Genomic DNA, 306 nt, shown 5'->3' with positions numbered 1-306 from the left:
TGCTCAAGCTGGTTATCAACCGCTGTTGCCATGTCGATTTCCATGGTGAAATGTACGCCACCACTTAAATCTAGACCTAACTTCATTGGATTTCCGCCAAGGGATTTTAACCAAAGAGGTTGAGCCGGCGCCATATTAATGGCTGAAATGTAATCGTCACTTAGCGAGTCACGCAGTAAATCTTGTGCTTTTAATTGCTCTTCAACATTTTTAAAACGAACAAGTATTTGACCGCCTTCAAGCTTGGTTGATTTAACTGCTACGTTATGTTTTTTAAGGGTTGCGTTTACTTTGTCTACTACACTG

At 40.8% G+C, this 306-nt stretch carries 1 pseudogene; it reads right to left on the bottom strand.

Going from position 1 to position 306, the window contains the following annotated elements:
• Nucleotides 1-306 (bottom strand): annotated as a pseudogene (gene secD, locus SB756_RS29105) (protein translocase subunit SecD); the annotation flags it as partial.

Source organism: Pseudomonas sp. SIMBA_068 (assembly GCF_046534705.1).
Lineage (GTDB): Bacteria > Pseudomonadota > Gammaproteobacteria > Pseudomonadales > Pseudomonadaceae > Aquipseudomonas > Aquipseudomonas putida.
This window is presented reverse-complemented; position numbering and strand designations above follow the sequence as displayed.